Source organism: Gordonia sp. G4, from assembly GCF_057770005.1.
In genome coordinates this window covers 1295406-1311292 of record NZ_CM173442.1, presented here as the reverse complement: position 1 = coordinate 1311292, position 15887 = coordinate 1295406, and the positions used below count along the sequence as shown (strand labels likewise).

The 15887-nt window shown below is 69.3% G+C and carries 13 protein-coding genes and 1 pseudogene; 10 read left to right on the top strand and 4 right to left on the bottom strand.

The genetic code is table 11. The annotated features are described in order from the left end of the window. Positions 1-8: 8 nt before the first annotated feature. On the bottom strand, positions 9-1535 hold the full coding sequence (locus AC3B5T_RS05765; RefSeq protein ID WP_488358406.1) for an FAD-dependent oxidoreductase: 1527 nt from the start codon (positions 1533-1535) through the stop codon (positions 9-11). A gap of 188 nt (positions 1536-1723) precedes the next feature. On the opposite strand from AC3B5T_RS05765, the gene nadB reads away from it, so the two are divergent. From nadB to AC3B5T_RS05730, 7 genes are all read left to right on the top strand, one after another. Beyond that, complete coding sequence (gene nadB, locus AC3B5T_RS05760; RefSeq protein WP_488358405.1) at positions 1724-3370, top strand: L-aspartate oxidase; 1647 nt, start codon at positions 1724-1726, stop codon at positions 3368-3370. A 54-nt stretch (positions 3371-3424) separates the two neighbouring features. Continuing rightward, positions 3425-4447, top strand: coding sequence for an alpha/beta hydrolase (locus tag AC3B5T_RS05755; protein ID WP_488358403.1), 1023 nt, complete (start codon positions 3425-3427; stop codon positions 4445-4447). Between the two features lie 175 nt (positions 4448-4622). Continuing rightward, positions 4623-5489, top strand: a complete 867-nt coding sequence (locus AC3B5T_RS05750; RefSeq protein ID WP_488358401.1) for a hypothetical protein — start codon at positions 4623-4625, stop codon at positions 5487-5489. Positions 5490-5706: 217 nt separating this feature from the next. Further along, positions 5707-6000: a metal-sensitive transcriptional regulator gene (locus tag AC3B5T_RS05745; RefSeq protein ID WP_004020389.1), complete on the top strand. Its 294-nt coding sequence runs from the start codon at positions 5707-5709 to the stop codon at positions 5998-6000. Positions 6001-6051: 51 nt separating this feature from the next. Further along, positions 6052-6258, top strand: coding sequence for a heavy-metal-associated domain-containing protein (locus tag AC3B5T_RS05740; protein ID WP_010843166.1), 207 nt, complete (start codon positions 6052-6054; stop codon positions 6256-6258). Between the two features lie 2 nt (positions 6259-6260). Continuing rightward, positions 6261-6446 carry a hypothetical protein gene (locus tag AC3B5T_RS05735; protein WP_488358400.1) on the top strand — a complete coding sequence of 62 codons (186 nt, stop codon included), beginning with the start codon at positions 6261-6263 and terminating at the stop codon, positions 6444-6446. After that, entirely contained in the window at positions 6443-8731 is a 2289-nt protein-coding gene (locus tag AC3B5T_RS05730) for a heavy metal translocating P-type ATPase (RefSeq protein ID WP_488358398.1), read from the top strand. Before AC3B5T_RS05735 ends, AC3B5T_RS05730 begins: the two co-directional genes overlap by 4 nt. A gap of 104 nt (positions 8732-8835) precedes the next feature. Here AC3B5T_RS05730 and AC3B5T_RS05725 read toward each other — a convergent pair whose 3' ends face one another. Then, positions 8836-10527 carry a transposase gene (locus AC3B5T_RS05725; protein WP_488358751.1) on the bottom strand — a complete coding sequence of 564 codons (1692 nt, stop codon included), beginning with the start codon at positions 10525-10527 and terminating at the stop codon, positions 8836-8838. Between the two features lie 131 nt (positions 10528-10658). Further along, the gene (locus AC3B5T_RS05720) at positions 10659-12131 is read right to left on the bottom strand and encodes an FAD-binding protein (RefSeq protein WP_055477318.1); all 1473 of its coding nucleotides are present in this window, start codon (positions 12129-12131) and stop codon (positions 10659-10661) included. A gap of 141 nt (positions 12132-12272) precedes the next feature. On the opposite strand from AC3B5T_RS05720, the gene AC3B5T_RS05715 reads away from it, so the two are divergent. Next, positions 12273-13856 carry a molybdopterin-dependent oxidoreductase gene (locus AC3B5T_RS05715; protein ID WP_055477317.1) on the top strand — a complete coding sequence of 528 codons (1584 nt, stop codon included), beginning with the start codon at positions 12273-12275 and terminating at the stop codon, positions 13854-13856. A 53-nt stretch (positions 13857-13909) separates the two neighbouring features. On the opposite strand, the pseudogene AC3B5T_RS05710 reads toward AC3B5T_RS05715, so the two are convergent. Then, positions 13910-14035: pseudogene (locus AC3B5T_RS05710) on the bottom strand (VOC family protein); the annotation flags it as partial. 444 nt (positions 14036-14479) lie between these two features. Between AC3B5T_RS05710 and AC3B5T_RS05705 the strand changes: the two are divergent. Together AC3B5T_RS05705 and AC3B5T_RS05700 are read left to right on the top strand one after the other, a co-directional pair. Beyond that, positions 14480-15568 (top strand): Re/Si-specific NAD(P)(+) transhydrogenase subunit alpha, encoded by a 1089-nt coding sequence (locus AC3B5T_RS05705; protein ID WP_014928521.1) that lies wholly within the window; start codon positions 14480-14482, stop codon positions 15566-15568. Next, the gene (locus AC3B5T_RS05700) at positions 15568-15873 is read left to right on the top strand and encodes an NAD(P) transhydrogenase subunit alpha part 2 (protein WP_004020381.1); all 306 of its coding nucleotides are present in this window, start codon (positions 15568-15570) and stop codon (positions 15871-15873) included. The genes AC3B5T_RS05705 and AC3B5T_RS05700 overlap by 1 nt, the downstream gene beginning before the upstream one ends. The last annotated feature ends 14 nt before the right edge of the window (positions 15874-15887 follow it).

Genomic DNA, 15887 nt, shown 5'->3' with positions numbered 1-15887 from the left:
TGCGAGCCTCAGTCGTTGTGCGAAGCCAGGTTTCGTGTCGCCGGCCCTTCGAGGACCTCGCCGGTGTGGCTGAACCGCGAGCCGTGCAACGGGCAATCCCAGGACTGCTCGGCGTCGTTCCACCGCAACACCCCGTAAAGGTGCGTGCACAGCGGCGCGACCGACCGCGTCTGACCCTGCACCGTGCACACGCCCTCGGGCTTGACGCCGGAACGTCCGACATTGCCGTCGCCCTCTTTCGGTGCGCCGTCGGTCGGCTTCAGCAGCGAGAGATAGCCCGCCGCCATGTATCCGGCGACCTGGGCATTCGCCGACACCGCCGAGGCCAGTGACCCCGGACGACTGATCTCCGTGGTGCGCCACGGGCGCAGGGTCGCCGACCACGGCGGCTCGGACCCGAGGATGCGACCGGTCATCGCCAGCGCCGCCGCGACGCCGTTGGTGAGACCCCACTTGGCGAAGCCGGTCGCCACCTGCACGGACTCGACGCCGGGGAGAATCGGTCCCACATAGGGCAATTCGTCGATGGTCGTGTAGTCCTGGGCCGACCAGCGGGCCACCATCCGGGCACTGGGGAAGTGTTTCTCGGTCCAGCTGAGCATGTCCAGGACGTGCTGTCGCTCGGACTTCGTCCGGCCCACCTCGTGCCCGAATCCGCCGACCATCAGCAGTTCCCGGTCGTAACCGGGTCGCCTGACCGTCCGTAGCGAGACCGACGGGTTGTCGGAGCCGAGGTACATCTCGCGCGGGATGTCCCCGTCGACGATGAACGCGGCCGCGTAGGACCGCTGGGGATGGACCCGGGCGAAGAATCCGCCGCGGTCGAGGAAGGGCTGTCCGGTCGCGATGACCACCGAGTCGGCGCGCACGTCGCCCGCGTCGGTCGAGAGGACGTTCGGTGAGCCGTGGCGCAGGCCCTGCACGCGGACGCCCTCGTAGAAGTGGCCGCCGTGCGCGCGCAGGTCGTCGGCGAGGGCACGCAGCACGACCATCGGGTCGATCTGCGCCTGTCCGTCGAGGCGGATCGCGGTGCGGACGTCGAAGGGCAACTCGGGACAGTCGACGTGTTCGACCGGGAGGTCGTGGGCGCGGCAGGCCTCGAACTCCTTCTCGACCGACTTCGCGCCGGACGAGGTGGCCGCGAAGGTGAGGGCGGCCCGCTCGTCGACGGGCAGCCCGCGATGATCGAGGTAGTGCCGCAACCAGGCCTGGCCCTCCCGATTGGCGTCGACATAGTCCTGGACGGCCGCGTGCCCGTGGCGGCCCGCTATCGACGACAGTCGGGTGCCCTGCAGCAGTGAGAGTTTGCCGGTGGTGTGGCCGGTCGCGGCGGCGCCCATGTGGCGCGCCTCGAGGACCGCGACCGACTGACCGGCGCGGGCCAGGAGCAGGCCGGTGGTCAGGCCGGTGATCCCGCCGCCGACGACGACCTGGTCGAAGGTGTCGACGACGTCGATGGGCATCGTCTCCGGACGGACATCGGGCAGGGCGTCGGGGGCTGCCTCGCCCGCGGGGTCGAACCAGAGGGTTTTCATGCTGCCCGGGGTTGCCCCGAGTGGACGTGGTGAAACATCACCACGGCGGCCGCCGTCGAGCATGTCGTCCCGCGCAGCTGCAGGGTAGGGTTTTCGACTGGGAATCGAAAACAGTTCGGGGCTGTTCTCCCGGATGCCGGCCACCGGGTGTGGCGGGACTTCGGATGCCGCGGCGAGAGGCGAGTGACATGAGCGGGTCCATACGCATGGGAGCCGGGACGGATCAGACGGTCCGCGCCGACCTGGTGGTGGTGGGTGCCGGCATCGCCGGCCTGACCGCGGCGCTGTGGGCCGCCCAGGACGGACTCCGGGTCGTCGTCCTCAACAAGGGCCCGCACTGGGACGCCGAGAGCGGGGATCAGCCCACCTCGACGTTCTACGCCCAGGGCGGTGTCGCGGTGGTGATACCGGGAACGGAGCCGGGGGGTCGGAGCAGCGACGACTCGGTGGACCGCCACCTCGCCGACACGGTCGCCGCCGGCGGCGGACTCACCGAACCGACGGCCTCGGGTCTCATCCTCGCCGATGGCTGGGCCTCGGTGTCGGCCCTCATCTGCTGGGGCGCCGAATTCGACCGCGACGCCGACGGTTCGCTGCTGCGGACCCGCGAGGGTGGTCACACCCGGCGGCGCATCATCCACGCCGGCGGTGACGCGACCGGGGCGGCCATCCAGCGGGCGCTCCACGAGGCCGTCCGACGCGCCGGCGGGGACGTGCCGCCGATCCGATTCCTCGACGACACGATCGCGACCTCGGTCCGCCTCGAGGACGGTCGAGCCGTCGGCGTCGACTGCCTGCGGGCCGGACGTACCGAGTCCGTCCTGGCGCCGACCGTGCTGCTCGCCACCGGCGGAACCGGGCACCTCTACGCCGCGACCACCAATCCGGCCGGGTCGACCGGCGACGGCATCGCGCTCGCGTTGCGAGCCGGGGCGGAGGTGGCAGATCTCGAGTTCATCCAGTTCCACCCGACGATGCTGTACACCGAGGGCGCGCGGGGACGACGGACGCTCATCAGCGAGGCCGTGCGCGGGGAGGGCGGCCGACTCGTCGACGTCGACGGCCGGTCGGTCACCGCGGGCGTCCACCCGATGGGTGATCTCGCGCCCCGCGATGTGGTGGCCGACGCCGTGCAGACCGCGATCGAGCTCACCGGACACCCGTGCGTCTACCTCGACGTGAGCGGCGTCGTCGGCTTCGAGATCCGCTTTCCGACGGTGGCCGCGGGGGTCCGGGCCGCCGGGCTCGACCCCGCGTCCGGCCGCATCCCGGTCGTGCCGGGAGCCCACTATCTGTGCGGCGGCGTCGTCACCGACGAGTCGTCGCGCACCGCGGTGGACGGGTTGCTAGCGGCGGGCGAGGTCGCGCGCACCGGGTTGCACGGCGCCAACCGACTGGCGTCGAACAGTCTCCTCGAAGGTCTGGTGATGGGCCGTCGCGCGGCAGCGGTGGCGACCGCGCGGCGCGGCCTCCCGGTTCCGGAGAGCGGTTGCCGGCGGTGTGAGTCACCCGTCCCGATCCTGGACCGCGATCAGCTGCAGGACACGATGACGCGCCGAGTGGCCCTGCGACGGTCGGCTTCGGGGCTCGCCGCGGCGGCCGACACGCTCGCCGCCGCACCCCAGCGGGTGGCGGAAACGGTGCGTGACGTCGAAGACGCGGCGCTCACGCTCACCGCGACGGCGGTCGTCGCCGCAGCAGCCGCGCGCACCGAGTCGCGGGGCGCGCATGTCCGCACGGATTTCCCGTTGACCGCCGACGTGGCGGAGTCGCGCGTGTTCCGGATCGTCGACGGCGAACTGCGGGAAGCGCGCCACGCGGGCGTACCCGGCTGACGCGACCGGCCAACTCGATGCGCCCGGTGGGCCGTCGGCGTTAGATTGGCCCCGATGACCCAGATCTCAGCAGACGACTCGGGGCACGAGCGCACCCCCGATCACGATGGCCCGGTCGCCGCGACGCCGGAACGGATCACCCTCGAGCTCGGACACATCACCCTGCACGCGCTGGCGTGGGGTCCCGTGGCGGGGCCCGTCGTCGTGTGTCTGCACGGATTCCCCGACTCGGCGTGGACGTGGCGGCACCTCGGACCCGAACTCGCCGCCGCCGGGCATCGCGTGATCGCTCCCTTCACACGCGGCTACGCACCGTCGGAAATACCGGCGGACAACGACTTTCACGTTGCAGCACTCGCCTACGACGCGCGAGCGATCCACGGCGCCGTCGGCGCGGGCGACGACGCGGTGCTGATCGGGCACGACTGGGGTGCGATGACGGCGAACGCGGTGGCGCACCGCGACGACAATCCGTACGCACGGGTGGTCTCGATGTCGGTGCCACCGGTCCCGGCGGTACGGCGCTCGGTCGCCGGCGGGATCGACGGTGCCAGGATCCTCGCGCGGCAGGCGCTGATGAGCTGGTACATCGCGTTCAACCAGTTGCCGTGGCTGCCCGAACGGGCGCTCGACCGACTGATCCCGCTGCTGTGGCGCCGCTGGCGACTGGACACGGGCACGGCGGCCACGCGACCCGACCACCGGCTCGACGTCGACCACGCCCTGGCGGCGTTGCCCACGCGCGCACACCGGACGGCCGCCCTCGGGTACTACCGCGCGCTGCGCCGCCCGCGGACGCATCCCCGCTACGCCTCGCTGCGAGACGACTGGCTGGGCGAACCGCGTTGTCCCACGCTGTATCTGCACGGAGCCGATGACGGGTGCATGCAGTCGCGCCTCACCGACCACGTCCGCGAGGTGTTACCCGCCGACAGCGCGGCCGCGGTCGTCGCCGGGGCGGGTCATTTCCTGCACCTCGACCGGCCGGACGAGGTGAACGAGAGGATCCTCGCGTTCGTCACTTCAAACGCGCGGGGCCGAGAGGGTGGCACCGGACCGGCCCGCTTCGTAGACTGACCCGCGGGATCTTCACCAACCGTGGCCACCGGGGGCGGCCTGTAGACGTGCACGCCGGGGGGCTTGCGATCGGGGCGGCCAGACGCCCGACGGGCACGAGAAGACCACAATGCGCATCACAGCGGTGTGGTCGCGCGAAGATCTGCGGCGATGCAAGGCATGAAGGGGAGTCCGTATGAACGGCGAGGGCTGTTGGTCGACGGTGGTGTGCCGGCCGGCCGAACGCGCGGCGCTGGGACTGTCGGGTGACTCCGATTGGTTGCTCCAGTGCCGGCTGGCGATCGGCCACCGGGGCAACCACGCCACCGACGCGAGCACGCACCCGCGGCACGATCGGCGTCTCTGGCTCGAGTGGAACGACTTCGACGATCGCGCCCAGTCGCTCATCGAACGCAACCCCTGCCCGGTCCCGTCGCCCGAAGGCGCGGGATGTGTGTTCTTCGCCGGACACGGCGGTCCGCACTTCTACGCGCGCAGCAACGGGCACGCCCCATCGGTGATGACCGGTGCGGGCGCGCCCAATCCGCAGTCCGGCACGCCCGATCGCGCCGTCGATCCGCATCGGCAGTCACCCCCGCGGATGGGCTCGCACCGCCTGCCCGACTCGCACCCGGCCGCGTCGCTCTCCTCGCAGCCACCGGTGCCTGCCGATCCCGAGCCGCACACGTCGTATCGCGGTGGACGGCGCTCGACCAACGTGGAGCCACTGACCGCCGACGATTACCACGGCCGACGCCATCGCACCGATGGCTACGACGTCGCCTACTCGCCGTCGACGGACCCCGCCGATCCACTCGACGGCCCGGGTGCCGGCAGTCCGGGTGCCAGCGGCCCGGTCGTCGGCGGTCCGGGTATCAGCGGCCCGACCGCCGTCCGTCCGGGTTCGGGGCCGACGGGGATTGCGCCGGGGAACCTTCCGGCCGTCCCGGGGCCGGACCCAGGCGCTCCGGGTTTCGACGCCGCCCGGGTCGCCGCCATCGGAGCCGCGCTCGACGAGGTGGCCACCGCCCTGGCAAAGCTGGCTGCCGCGCTGCGGTCGTAGGGGAGGGCACGGCCTGACCACCCCCCGGGGCCCTCGGCCCGGGTTATGGGCCGGCGCGCTTGTCCGTGAGCAGACGACCTCCTCCGCAGGGGCCGACGCCCGCGCGCAGGCGGTGACGTGCCCGGATTCTCCGATACGGTAGGGGGGTACCGTTATCGGCCCGCTGGTGGTATACCTGGTCGAGCATACCCTTGAGGGGTATTCGGACGGGAGAATCATGGACGAGCATCAGCACGGCTACATCGGCCGGAAGGACGACTACCTCCGCCGACTGAAGCGCATCGAGGGCCAGGCGCGCGGACTGCAGCGCATGGTCGAGGAGGACACCTACTGCATCGACATCCTGACCCAGGTGTCGGCGATGACGAAGGCGTTGCAGGCGGTCAGCCTCGGTCTGCTCGAAGAGCACATGGCGCATTGCGTGGTGCATGCCGCGCAGGAGAGCGACGAAGCCGGCAAGGCGAAGGTCGACGAGGCCATGGCCGCGATCACGCGCCTGGTCAAGTCCTGATCGTTCCCGCCTTATCCATCCCCGCAACACGACGATTCGAGGAGTACCGACATGAGCACCACCAGCACCTACACCGTCACCGGCATGACCTGCGGCCATTGCGCCGCGTCGGTCCGCGAGGAGATCGAGGCGCTGCCCGGCGTGACGAGCGTCGAGGTCACCGTCGACGACGGCTCGGTGCGGGTCGCGGCCGACCGTGAACTCGGACGAGACGAGGTCGCGGCAGCCGTCACCGAAGCCGGTTACGCGCTGGTCTGACGATGAGATCCGCTGTCACCGGGCCCCTGACGTATGTCGTCGCGCTGATCGCGGTCTTCGCGATCGCCTTCGGTGTCGGGCGCGCCTGGGGACCCGACGTCGAGCCCGCGCCGCATGATGCGCCCTCGCATGGCGTCGTGGTCACCGACGACCCGTCATCCGACCCGCACGGAGGTGATCACCCATGACCGCGAGCACCGGGCAACTGGTCGACCTGGACATCTCCGGGATGACCTGCGCGTCCTGCGCCAACCGCATCGAGCGCAAGCTCAACAAGCTCGACGGCGTGACCGCATCGGTGAACTACGCGACCGAGCGCGCCCACGTCGAAGTGCCCGCCGGCCTGGCGGCCGGGGACCTCGTCGAGGTGGTCCGGGCCGCCGGTTACGATGCCTCGCCGATCCTGCCCGGCCCGCCGGCAGACGCCACGGAACACGCCCCGGCGGGGTCCGGCGATACCGAGCTGGACGGCCTCCGGCAGCGCCTGATCGTGTCGGCGATCCTGTCGGTGCCGGTGATCGCGCTCGCGATGGTCCCGGCGTTGCAGTTCACCTACTGGCAGTGGCTGTCCCTGACCCTCGCCGCGCCGGTCGTCGTGTGGGGTGCCTACCCGTTCCACCGGGCGGCGTGGATCAACCTGCGCCACGGCGCGACGACGATGGACACCGTCGTGTCGGTCGGTACCGTCGCGGCGTTCGGATGGTCGTTGTACGCACTGTTCCTCGGGACCGCGGGCACTCCCGGACTCACCCACGGCTTCGATCTCCTGCCACAGCGGACCGACGGGTCGTCGCACATCTACCTCGAGGCCGCGGCCGGCGTCACGACCTTCCTGCTGGCCGGACGCTACTTCGAGAAGCGCGCCAAACGGCGCGCCGGTGACGCGCTCGCCGCGCTGATGGATCTCGGGGCCAAGGACGTGGTCGTTCGGCGGCCCGGCGGCGACGAGAACCGAATCCCCATCGCGCAGTTGGCAGTCGGCGACGAGTTCGTCGTACGACCCGGTGAGAAGATCGCCACCGACGGCGTTGTCGTCGACGGTGCGTCGGCCGTCGACGCGTCGATGGTCTCCGGAGAATCGGTGCCGGTCGAGGTCACCGCCGGTGACTCGGTGGTCGGCGCGACCGTCAACACCAGCGGTCTGCTCGTCGTCCGCGCGACCGCCGTGGGTTCGGACACCGCGCTCGCCCAGATGGCCCGCATGGTGACGGCGGCACAGGAGGGCAAGGCCGACGTCCAGCGGCTGGCCGATCGGATCTCCTCGGTGTTCGTCCCGATCGTGATCGCGATCGCGCTTGCCACGCTCGGCTTCTGGCTCGGGGTGGCGTCCACGACCGACTTCGCCGGTGGCGATGTCACCTTCGCGTTCACCGCCGCCGTCGCAGTCCTCATCATCGCGTGCCCGTGCGCGCTCGGGCTCGCCACGCCGACCGCGCTGATGGTCGGTACCGGACGGGGTGCGCAACTGGGCATCCTGCTGAAGGGTCCGGAGGTGCTCGAGTCGACGCGGCGGGTGGACACCATCGTGCTGGACAAGACGGGCACGGTGACGACAGGAGAGATGTCGCTGTCCGGGATCACCGTCGTCGACGGCTACGAGACCGAGCAGGTCCTGGGATGGGCGGCGTCGGTGGAATCGGGGTCGGAACATCCGATCGCGGCGGCCGTCGTCGACGCCGGGCGCGACCACATCGACTCGCACGTACGCGATTTCGTTTCGACGCAGGGCGCCGGTGTGGCCGGGATGGTCGGCGACCGGCTGGTCGAGGTCGTGTCACCGAGCAAGGTCGATGTCCCCCTGCCACGCACACTCGACGACGCGGTCGCCGCCGCCGAATCCGCCGGCGCGACCGCGGTCGTGGTGCTGGCCTCCGACGGTGCATCCGAAACCGCAGCTGCGCAACCGGTTCCCGTTGCCGTGCTCGCGGTGGCCGACCGGGTCAAACCGTCGTCCGCCGCGGCCGTCGCGGAGTTCCGGCGGCTGGGACTGACGCCGAAGCTGCTCACCGGCGACAACGAGGGTGCCGCCCGGGCGGTGGCGTCGAGCGTCGGCATCGACGACGTCACCGCAGGCGTCAGTCCACGCCGCAAGCTCGAGGTGATCGCCGAACTACAGGAGCAGGGTCATGTGGTGGCGATGGTCGGCGACGGGATCAACGACGCCGCCGCGCTCGCCCAGGCCGATCTGGGGCTCGCGATGGGGACGGGCACCGACGTCGCGATGGCTGCCAGCGATCTGACCGTCGTGAGTGGCGACCTGCGTGCGGTCGCCGACGCGATCCGGCTCGCGCGTCGCACCCTTGGCACCATCAAGGGAAACCTGTTCTGGGCCTTCGGATACAACGTCGCGGCCATTCCACTCGCCGCCGCGGGCATGCTGAACCCGATGATCGCCGGCGCGGCGATGGCCCTCTCGTCGGTCTTCGTCGTCGGCAACAGCCTGCGACTCCGCGGGTTCACGCCGGGGCGGTGACCGAAAACCGCCCTCGCCGGCAGCGCCGACGACGCTCCCGGGCTGTTGCGTAAACGGGTCGGCGGGCGGGTTGGGCGTGATGGCCGGTCGCGGAGCGTCCGGTCTCAGGCGGTGGTGGGGGTCAAAGCGGCGGTTCCGATGGCTTTGAACAGGTTGTGGACGAGGGCGTGGAAGCTGAATTCTGCTGTGGCTCTGTCGAGTCCGCGGCTGGTGAAGCGACGGAAGCCGAGGTTGTGTTTAGCGTGGGCGAACGGGGTTTCAGCGATGTGGGCGCGTTGACGGTAGAGCGCATGTCCCTCGGGTGTGGCCAGCCGGTGGGTCATGGCCTGGATCGGGGAGGCTTCTGATGGTGGCGGCCCGTGTGTGGGTGCGTGCTGCGCGGCGTGGGCCACGGCCCGGTGCTTGCCGGTCGCGATGAGCCGGTCTGGTCCGGGTGCGGTGAGGTTGTGTTCGGAGAGGTAGCCGGCATCAGCCAACACGACCCCAATTCCTGGTGAGACCGGCGGTTCGGGGCGGTGGGTGTCGATGAGTGCGGCGGCGGTGACGGCTTTGTCGAGCATGGTGGTGAAGGTGGTGACATCGGCAGGGTTGTTGCCCACGCCGGTCGCGATGATCAGCCCGTCATCGCTGGTCACAGCCTGGCAGTTGAAGCCTTGGAGCCAGCCGCCGCCGCGCAATCCCATCATCCGTGATTGCGGGTCGGTGATGTTACGGCAGGGTTCCCGTGACGGTGCAGCCGCGGTCGCGGTGGTCGGCGGGGTGCAGACCGCAGCGGGCCGAGCCGCTGCCGCGGCGTCACGTTGCTGCTGCCGCTGCTGTGCCCGCTCGAGTGCTCGTTGGGCGCGCCTGACGTAGTAGTTCGTCTCGACCGGCCCGGGTTTGCGGCCTCGCTGACCAGGTCGATAGTGGTCGATCTTTGCTTGGTGGGTCGCGATGGCCCGCGCCAACGATTCGGTCAGCACCTCGACCTCGATCTCGATCGGCAACGATCCCTTGCCTGTGGCGGGCCCGCCCGCAGCGCGGCGTTCCCGCGCCCGCTCGATCTTCTCCTCGCGGGCCTGCTGGGACTTCTCGGCGGCCTGGTCACGTTCGTTCCTACGCTGCGCGGCCACCGCTTCGGCGTTGGTGAGTAGTTCAGTGTGGGCAGCCAGATCAGCCAGCGCCGCGGCGATCCGGGCCTGCCGCGACCCCGGATCGTGCAACCCGCGGGGTAACAGGTCACCGCGGTCATCACCATGAACATCATCGTCGGCGGTGTCAGCGGCTGCGTGTTCGGCCGCGGCGCGCGCAGCCTCACTGGCCAACGCTTCCCGCAAGCCTTGCTCGGTGCGATTGGCGCTGAGCGAGGCGTTCGAGGCGATCTTCACTCCGTCGAGGGCCACCACCCCCAGTCGGCCCATCCCGACCCGCGAGCACAGCATCAACACCTGGGTGAACAGGTCCTCGATCGCGGGTGCGCAGTCCGCGCGGAACCGGGCGATCGTGACGTGATCAGGGACCTCACCACCGCAAATGATGCGGTAGGCGACGTCGCGGTGACACAACCGTTCCAGCTGCCGCGAGGACCGTTGGCCTTGGGCCCACCCCCAGATCAACAAGGTCAACAACATATCCGGGTGATAGGCGGCGCGACCGGCTCCACCGGTCTTGCGTACCGCCCGTATCGCCGCGGTATCCAGCGAGGCGACCGATTCGATGACCAGCCACACCGGATCATCGGCCGGAAGCCATTCCCGCATACTCGGCGGCATCAGAAACTGCTGATCACGCTGCACCGGACGATAACCCTTGGCCACCAACACATCATCGCCGATACCCACCACACACCGCTCCCGACAAGCCGTCGGCTGACACCGGAATTTTGCAACAGCCCGCTCCGCCGTCTGTGGTCCGCTGGAGGGCGGTTTTCGACCGGGGTCGCCGACCCTCACGCGCTGGCGGTGACCCGTGCGGCGGCGTGCCGCCCGGCACGGCGTCCGAAGTAGGAGCCCTCGCCCAATTGCGTTCCGCTGCAGTATCCCTTGCAGTCCTGTGCGATGTTGGTGGCGCTGGCACCGGCCGCGTACAGGCCGGTGATCACGGCCCCCGATTCGTCGAGCACCTCGCCGTCGATCGAGGTCGCCATGCCGCCCATCGTGAATCCCGCATACATGGCCTTGCCGAGTGACAGGTCGTAGGCCGCCCACGGCCCGGTGCCCTGCGGCTCGAGGAACTCGGCGGCCTTGTGGAAGTCGGGGTCCTCTTTCTTCGCGGCGTTCTCGTTGTAGCGGGCCATGGTCGCCTGCAACCTGCCTTCGGGGATGCCGAGGTCCCGCTCCATCTCCTCGATGGTCTCCCAGCCGTCGATCAGCGGGACGAGGTAGTTCTGCTTCTCGTTCATGTGCGACTCGTTGACGATGAGGTAGGCGACCGAATCCGGCTGCTCGAGAACGAATCCCGATGTCCTCGCGTGGTAGGAGTCCTCGGTGACGAACCGGTCACCGAACTTGTTCACGATGACACCCATGACCATGCTCGCGGGCGGGTAGATGGGGGCGGTGATGAATGCCTTGTCCATGTATTTCAGTGCGGCGCCGACGGATCGGCCCATGCGCAGGCCGAGACCGTCGTCGTAGGTGTTGCCGAGCACGAACGGTTTCTCGGCGAGATGCGGGGTGTGTTCGGCGACCATGTCGGGGTTCATGACGAAGCCGCCGGCGGCGATGATCACCGAGTCGGCGCGGATGACGCCCTCCGCATCGGGGGTCTTCCACGTCACGCCGACAACCGCTCCGTTTTCGTCGACGACCAGTTGCCGGGCGCCGGTCTCATACCGGACCTCCGCACCCAGCTCGTCGAGCCGGGAGACGAGCAGGTCGATCACCAGCTTCGCGCCGCCGGTCTCGCCGGGCACCGGCACCTTGTGTCCGCGGGGTGCGGGAACGGCCTGGTCCTTGAACGGCCAGACCTTCTCGTTGCCGGTGAACATCAGTCCTTCGGTGCCGGGCTGGATGACGGCCTTCTCGGGGTAGAAGCTGCGCTCGAAGGTGAAGCCCAGGCCTTCGAGCCAGTTGAAGTGGTCGACACTGTCGGCGCAGTAGGCATGGATCTTGTCTGCCTCGGGATCCAGCGACACCGCGGTGAGGTACTTCTCCATCTCCTCGACTGAGTCGTCCTGGCCGGTGGCCTTCTGAACGGCGGTGCCACCGCCGAGGTAGAAGAACCCGCCGGACAGCGACGTGGTGCCGCCGGGTGCCGCGGCGCGTTCGAGCAGCAGTACGCGCGCGCCGTTGGCGGCGGCCTCGGCTGCCGCACATCCGCCGGCGATGCCGAATCCGATCACGACGACGTCGACCTCGTCGGAGAACTCGCTCACCGAATCGAGTGCGACGGTCTCCGGGATCTCGGTGCTGGTAGCCATGCGGATCAGATTAGCCGACAAACTAGAACCTGTTCTAGTCTCTGGTAACGATTGGTGCTGCGGTGTGCCCGGATGGTCACCGCCCGGTCTCGGAACCGATCGCACACGGCGTATTCACAGGTTCCTCCGCTATCAAGAAATATGCCCTCGATCACGACGCGTCATGCAACCTCGCCGGCTCCCGCGCTGGCGGGTGTGGTCGCCGTCGGTGCGGCGCTGGCCGCGGGCGAACTGGCCGCCGTTCCCGTGTCGCCGGACGCGTCCCCCTACTTTGCCGTGGGATCCACGGTCGTCGACCAATCGCCCGAGGCGGTCCGCAAGTGGGCGATCGAGACGTTCGGGGTCGCCGACAAGCTGGCGCTCTTCATCGGCATGGGCATCCTCATCGCAGTGCTCGCGGCGGCGTGCGGATACCTCGAACGGCGACGACCCCCGCTCGGCTCCCTGGTGATCGCGGCCTTCGGGCTGGTCGGGGTGCTCGCCGCGATGAACCGGCCGGATGCGACCTGGACCCACGCGCTGCCGTCGATCGTCGCCGGCGTGGTCGGGGTGGTCGTGCTGAGGGTCCTGATCGCCCAATTGGGTTCCGACGAGCCACCGGCCGCCGAGACTGATACCGACTCCGCGGATGACACGCCGAAACCGGCTGCGCGGTCGGCATTCACGCGCCGCTTCGTGCTCACCGCGGGTGGCGTGGCGGCTGCCGCGGTCGTGGTCGGTGTCGTGGCCCGACGGGTACTCGCCGACACGGCGGGCGTCGTCGCCGACCGCGCCCGGGTTCTGTTGCCGCGCGCGGCCCAGAAGGCGCCGCCCATCCCGGCAGGTGCGCAGCTCGAGGTCTCGGGCGCAACACCTTTCATGACCGACAACGCCGATTTCTATCGAATCGACACGGCGCTGCAGGTCCCCACGCTGACCACCGGTGAGTGGCGACTGCGGATTCACGGAGACGTGGACCGCGAGGTGACACTGTCCTGGGATGACCTGCTCGCCATGCCGATGACCGAGCGGATCGTGACCCTCGCCTGCGTGTCGAACGAGGTCGGCGGCGATCTCGTCGGCAACGCCAAGTGGCTGGGGGTGCCGATGCGCGAGGTCCTCGACCTCGCGGGTGTGCGGCCCGGCGCCGACATGCTGCTGTCCACCAGCGTCGACGGTTGGACTTGCGGCACACCGATTTCGGCGGTCACCGACGGACGTGACGCCCTTCTCGCCGTGGGGATGAACGACTCGCCGCTTCCGCTCGAGCACGGATATCCGGTCCGGCAGGTGGTGCCTGGGCTGTACGGATATGTCTCGGCGACGAAGTGGGTCGTCGACTGGGAGATCACTCGCTTCTCCGAGGCCAACGCCTACTGGACCACCCGGGGGTGGTCGGCGCTCGGACCGATCAAGATGGCCTCGCGGTTCGACCGTCCGGCCGACGGAACCGAGCACCCGGCAGGCGAGGTAGTCGTCGCCGGCACCGCATGGGCCCAGCACACCGGTGTCGAGCGCGTCGAGGTGCGCGTCGACCAGGGGCCATGGCAGCCCGCCGAGCTGACCACGGAATACAGCATCGACACCTGGCGGCAATGGAAGTTCGTCTGGCAGGCGACGAAGGGCAACCACACCCTTGAATGCCGGGCGATCGATCAGCAGGGGAAACCGCAGATCGAGCGCTACCAGGCGCCGGCGCCCGACGGTGCAAGCGGGCTGGACGACCGCACGTACACCATCGTCTGACGGGCGACATGCACGACCGGTGACCGATCTCGGCCCGGGAGATCGCGAGCGTGTCACGCGGGCGGAGCGAAGAATTCGAGGGCGATGTTGTCGGGATCGCGGAACGACAGACCGGAACCGTAGTGCGCGTGACGGATCTCGCTATGTGGGATACCCGCGGCGTCGAGACGACTCTGCCAGGTTTTCGCGCTGTGGACGGGCCCCGTTGTGTCTGCCGGTCATGCGGTGCTTGTAGTACTTCAATGATGCGCCGCGAGCGGGCCGGAGACTACGGAACACCGAGGTTGGTGCAACTGGGCATCGGCATCAGGACGACATCTGTCCAGACATGTGTCCAGAAATGAGCGAAACCGCAGCGTCAAGGGTTGAGTGAGGTATCTGACTCACCTGAGTTCCCGCTGAGAACGCATGTTATGTTCAACGCACATTTATGTGAGCCGGGTGACAGTCATCCCTAGTCCCACCCGTGCACTCGTGACCTGCGTCAGGTCGTCCGTTTCGCCGACACACATGGCGGACCTGCACGATCTGGGAGCAGGTCACCTCGTTGACAAGACGCGCCGAGCACAGGCGCCAACCAGCGGCGCCGCGGTGAGCGGCGCCGGATCAGACAGGTGAGACAGATGACAGTGGGTGTCGTGCGCGAGACGGCCGAGGGGGAGCGCCGGGTGGCGCTGGTCCCGAAGGTCGTTGCCGCGCTGGTGGGCAAGGGTGTGCCCGTCGTGGTGGAGTCGGGGGCCGGTCTCGGCGCTCTGATCCCCGACGAGGCGTACACCGAAGCCGGAGCGACGATCGGCGATCCGTACGGCGCCGATGTGGTTCTGCGGGTGTCGCCGCCGTCGGATTCCGAGATCGCGAAACTGCGCAGTGGGCAGAAGCTGATCGGTTTCCTCGCGCCGCGTAACGCCGACAATCAGATCGGCACGCTACGCGCGGCCGGTGTGGAGGCGTATGCGGTGGAGGCCATCCCGCGTATCTCCCGGGCGCAGGTGATGGATGCGCTGAGCTCGCAGGCCAACGTCGCGGGCTACAAGTCGGTCGTGGTGGCGGCGGATGTGTCGACGCGGTTCTTCCCGATGCTGACAACCGCCGCCGGAACGGTGAAGCCGGCGACGGTGCTGGTACTCGGCGTCGGCGTGGCGGGTCTGCAGGCATTGGCGACGGCCAAGCGCCTGGGTGCGCGGACCACCGGGTACGACGTGCGTCCCGAGGTCGCCGAGCAGGTCCGTTCGGTCGGCGCCCAGTGGCTCGACCTGGGAATCGACGCGGCCGGTGAGGGCGGGTACGCCCGTGAGCTCACCGAGGACGAGCGCGCACAGCAGCAGCAAGCGCTCGAAGACGCCATCAAGGGGTTCGACGTGGTGATCACCACCGCGCTGGTGCCGGGTCGTCCGGCCCCGCGCCTGGTGACCGCGGCCGCGGTCGAGGGCATGAAGCCGGGCAGCGTGGTCGTCGACCTCGCGGGCGAGACCGGCGGCAACTGCGAGCTGACCGAACCGGGGCAGACCGTCGTGAAGCACGACGTGACGATCGCGGCACCGCTGAACCTGCCGGCGACCATGCCCGAGCACGCCAGTGAGCTGTACTCGAAGAACCTGCTGGCGTTGATCGAGCTGATGCTCGACGACAACGGCTCCATCACACCGGATTTCGACGACGAGGTCGTTGCGGCCGCGTGTGTCACACGCGAGGCACAGGAGGTGTCTGCCTGATGTATGCCGGACTTCTCGCGAATCTCGCGATCCTGGTGCTCGCCGGGTTCGTCGGCTTCGCCGTCATCTCCAAGGTCCCCAACACCCTGCACACACCGCTCATGTCGGGCACCAACGCCATTCACGGCATCGTCGTGCTCGGCGCGCTGGTCGTCCTGGGCAAGTTGCCCGCCGACGCCGGGTGGGGTGTGCGCATCATCGCCTTCGTCGCGCTGGTTTTCGGCACGCTCAACGTGATCGGTGGCTTCGCGGTCACCGACCGGATGCTGGGCATGTTCAAGGGTAAGAAGGAGGCGGCCAAGTGAACGGCTCCCCAGAA